Genomic DNA, 3,997 nt, shown 5'->3' on the forward strand with positions numbered 1-3,997 from the left:
CTGCAGCAGGTAGCCGCCGTGCCGGGTGGCGAGGACCTCCTTGGCGCCGCCGGGCCCGCCCGGGCCCATCGCGGTGCCCAGACGGCGGCGCAGCTGGAGGATGTACGTCTGCAGCGTCGTCAGCGCGCTCTGCGGCAGGCCGGTGCCCCAGATCTCCTCCATGAGGGTGGGCACCGGAACCACCCGCCCCGGGTACAGGGCCAGGAGGGTGAGGATCTGCCGCGGCTTGCGGGCACTCGGGACGATCGATCCCCCGTTGACCTCGGCGGTCAGCGGACCCAGCACCTGTATCTTCACGGTCTCCCCCGCACGTCGTCACGTTCCCCTGGGCTGTTCGGCGCTCGGCGCTCGGCGCTCGGCGTCTGCGTCCGGCACCCCGCGCACGGGGTCCCTGTCCGGTGTCCCGCGCCCGTCCGCGGTGTCCGGTGCGGCGGTGTGCCCGGTGGTCCGGTGTGTCCGGTATGGCGGTGTGGCGGTGTGGCGGTGCCGCTCAGCGGGGGTGTCCGGTCCGGGCACGGTAGCGAGCCCTGGCCGGTGTCACCGGATCCTCGAGCCCCTTTCGAGCCCGCCTCCACGGGCGCGGCACAGGACCCCGAGGGCCGGCCGGGGCGGTGTGCGGCTCGGGCTCCCCGCGGCGGCGGTGGAGCCGTGCCGGCGAGGGGGTGCCGTCACGGTCGTTCCGTACACCCGCAGGGCGGGAGCGAGCGCCGACACCCCTGGCGGCCGGGGCGGCGGGGGCAGTGCGGGGGTGCGGGGGGGAGTGGTCCCCGGGGGTCCTGCGGCCGCGTGCGGCCGGGGGGTGGTGGCGGGGCGCTGCGGCGGGGTGCTGCGGGTGCCGGGCGGGGGTGGCGTGTCCGGGGGCGCCGCCCACAGCGGCACCACGGCCCTGCCGTTCACGCCCACCGGGCCCCGGTCACCGGCCGCTCCGTACGGTGTGCGCATCCGCGGGGCGGCCGTCCGCGGCGCCCACCGCGTCCACGGCGCCCACCGGGTCCGCTGCGTCCGGGGCGCCGGCGGTGCGCGGGGCGGCCGGGGCGCCGGCGGTGTCCGGGATCGGGGTGCACGGCATGTCCGGGGTGCCGGGGGCGCGTTCGGCGCCGATGGCGGCCGCGGCCTGTGTGCGGTACTCCCGTGCCCGGTCCTCGGCCACGAGGGCGGGCAGCAGCAGGGCCCACAGGGCCGTTACCTTGCGCTGGAGTTCGCCGTAGGGCATGCCGGTGCCGGACATGACCTCGATCCCGCACGCGGCGGCGACGACCAGGGCCTGCGCGCTGTCCCAGGCGCGGCCCTGCGCGGAGAGTTCGCCCGCGTCCCGCGCCAGGCGCAGCAGGGTGGAGACGGCGGAGATCCACGCGGCGTGGAAGTCGACGACCGCGGGGCGGGTGCCGGCCGGTGCCCGTGGCGGTGCCCCGCACTCCTTGGTGATCCGGAAGCTCGCCGCGACGGCCGGGTCGGCGTGGAGCGTCCACGCCAGCCAGTGGGTGGTGTCGATGAGGGCCTGCAGGGGCGGGACCCCGGACTCGCGCAGGCCCCGTACCGAGTCGTGCAGCAGTGCGCACCCGCGTTGCTGCACGGCTTCGGCGAGTTCGTCCTTGGAGGCGAAGTGGAAGTACAGCGCCCCTTTCGTCACTCCGGCCGCGCTCGCGATCTCTCCCAGCGTCGCGTTGGCGTAGCCGTTGCGGTGGAACATCTCGGCCCCGGCGTAGACCAGCCGCCTACGGGTCCGTTCCGACCTCTCCTGCACCGAGCCGTCTCCTCTCACCACCGACAGCGCCCCCGGGCCCCGCGGGCCCCGCGGCTTGCCAAGCCCCTGCGGGCTCAGACCCGTACGAGCCGCTCGCCTGCGGAGTCCGCACCGGACCCGGCCTCGGACAGGCTTTCGGGGCCCGCCATCAGGATGGAGCGCTGCAGGCGGCGCAGGGCCACCGACGGCTCCAGGCCCAGTTCCCGCACGAGCGTTCCGCGCAGCCGCTGGTAGACGTCCAGTGCCTCGCCGCGGCGGCCCGAGCGGTGCAGGGCGAGCATGAACTGGCCGTGGAGGTTCTCGTGCGTGCGGTAGCGGCTGGCCAGGACCGTGAGTTCGGCCAGGAGTTCACGGTGCCGGCCCAGCCGCAGGTCGGCCTCGATCCGCTGGTCCAGGGCGCACAGGCGGGTCTCCTCCAGCCGCCGGGTCTCCATGTCGAGCTGGACCCCGCCCTGCACGTCGGCGAACGCGGGCCCCGACCACAGGGCCAGCGCCTCGCGCAGCAGCCGGGCCGCGCCGGCGAAGTCCCCGGCGTCCATCGCCCGGTAGCCGGTCCCGGCGAGCCGGTCGAACTCCCTGACGTCCAGGGTGCCGCCGCCGCTGGAGAGGAGGTAGCCGCCGGGCAGGGTGACCAGCACGTCCTTCGCGGTCCGCGGCGGGACCTCCGCCCGGGGCCCGCCGGGGACGGTGCCGGGCGCACCGCCGGGGCCGGCGTCGGGGCCGCCGCGTTCCAGGGCGGTCGCGATGAGGGCGCGTAACTGCAGGACGTACGTCTGGAGCGTCGTGCGGGCGCTGCGGGGCGGTTCCCCCGCCCACAGCTCCTCTATGAGGGCCGAGACCGGCACCACCTGATCGGCATGGAGGGCCAGGAGCGCCAGGACCTGCCGGGGCTTGGGGGCGGTCGGTGTGATGGAGAGTCCGTTCTCCCGCACAGCCAACGCGCCCAGTACATCGATGTCCACGCCGTACTCCCCTGTCCTTGGATGAGTCGCACCGCCAGTAGAAAACAGGACCGACGGTTTGTCAATATCAAACCGGTCGTGCTGCTTTGGAGACCAGCGGGACGCCAGTATCGCTCAAGTACCGTCCCTGAACTGGGTGTTCACTGGGTTCGCCGCATCACGGAAACGGGCCGGCATCCCTCGACCTCCCCTCGACGCGGGCAGGGGCATCCCCTCAACCCCCACCTCAAAGAGACCATGCGGTCTGTTCTGTGGCCGGGTGCGGCGGGCTGGGCGGCCGGCCCCGCGGGGGGCAACCGGAGCCTGGCGGGCGGGGCGTGCGGCCGGGGTGCCCGCACGGCGCGGCGGACGCCGCGAGCAGGAGCGGCGCCGGCCGGCCCGGCCGGCAGGCCCGCGGGAGCCGGGCGGCGCGGCGGCGCATCCGGAACGCCGGCGGCGCGGGGCGGGGGGCAGGGCAGTTCGGGCCGAAGCGGGCTGGGTCTGGCGGGGCGAGCCGGGCGAGCCAGGGCGGTCGGGGGCGGGGGGCAGGGCAGCCGGGGCGGGGCGGCCGGGCAGGTCGGTCGAAGCGGGTTGGGTCTGGCGGGGCGGGCGGGGCCGGGGGGGGGGAGCGGGGGGCAGGGCAGTTCGGGCCGAAGCGGGTTGGGTCTGGCGGGGCGAGCCAGGGCGGGCGGGGGCGGGGAAGCACAGCCGGGGCGGGGCGGCCGGGCAGGGCGGGCGGGCGGGTCGGGCCGGGCCGGGCCGGGTGACACGGAAGCAGAAGCCGAACGGAGCGCCGCCGCGGGGCTGCACGGCACGACGGGCCGCACGGGCAGCCGGCGCGACGCGCACGGGCCGCGTCGGGGCGGCGACGCCGGGGATCGCCACGCTCTCCGGGACCCTCCTGGTCCCGGGGCACCACGTCCTCTGGCTGCGCGGGCGGAACCGCCGCCCCCGCCCTGCTCGACCAGCGCGAGGCCCCTGTCGCCCGGGAGAGCCGCCACCCGGGTCCCCTGTCGGCACTCCCCTGCCGGGAGACTGGCGGCGGGACGGCGGGACGGCGGGGCGAGCGCAGTGCCTGCCGCGGCCGACGGAGCCGCCACACCGGCCCCGCGCCGCAGACCTTGACCCCGCCCCGGCCCGGCCCGGAGCCCCAGCCCGCGGAGTGGGGCCCGGCTCCCACTCCGGCTCGGGGGCTCCCCGCCCGGGGCCCGGCTCCGGCCCGGACCGGGCAGGTCGGGCGGGCGGGTCGGGTCCGGTCGGGTGACACGGAAGCAGAAGCCGAACGGAGCGCCGCCGCGGGGCTGCACGGCAC

The 3,997-nt window shown here is 77.3% G+C and carries 3 protein-coding genes; all 3 read right to left on the minus strand.

Annotated elements, in window-relative coordinates; all coding sequences use genetic code 11:
• A partial coding sequence (locus tag ACFWW8_RS38165) for a winged helix-turn-helix domain-containing protein (RefSeq protein ID WP_386537442.1) occupies positions 1 to 297 on the minus strand: 297 nt, incomplete at its 3' end.
• A gap of 616 nt (positions 298 to 913) precedes the next feature.
• Complete coding sequence (locus tag ACFWW8_RS38170) at positions 914 to 1,744, minus strand: ScbR family autoregulator-binding transcription factor (protein ID WP_386537445.1); 831 nt, start codon at positions 1,742 to 1,744, stop codon at positions 914 to 916.
• A gap of 74 nt (positions 1,745 to 1,818) precedes the next feature.
• Positions 1,819 to 2,706 (minus strand): BTAD domain-containing putative transcriptional regulator, encoded by an 888-nt coding sequence (locus ACFWW8_RS38175; protein WP_386537448.1) that lies wholly within the window; start codon positions 2,704 to 2,706, stop codon positions 1,819 to 1,821.
• Between the last annotated feature and the right edge of the window lie 1,291 nt (positions 2,707 to 3,997).

Source organism: Streptomyces sp. NPDC058701 (genome assembly GCF_042715295.1).
Classification (GTDB): domain Bacteria; phylum Actinomycetota; class Actinomycetes; order Streptomycetales; family Streptomycetaceae; genus Streptomyces.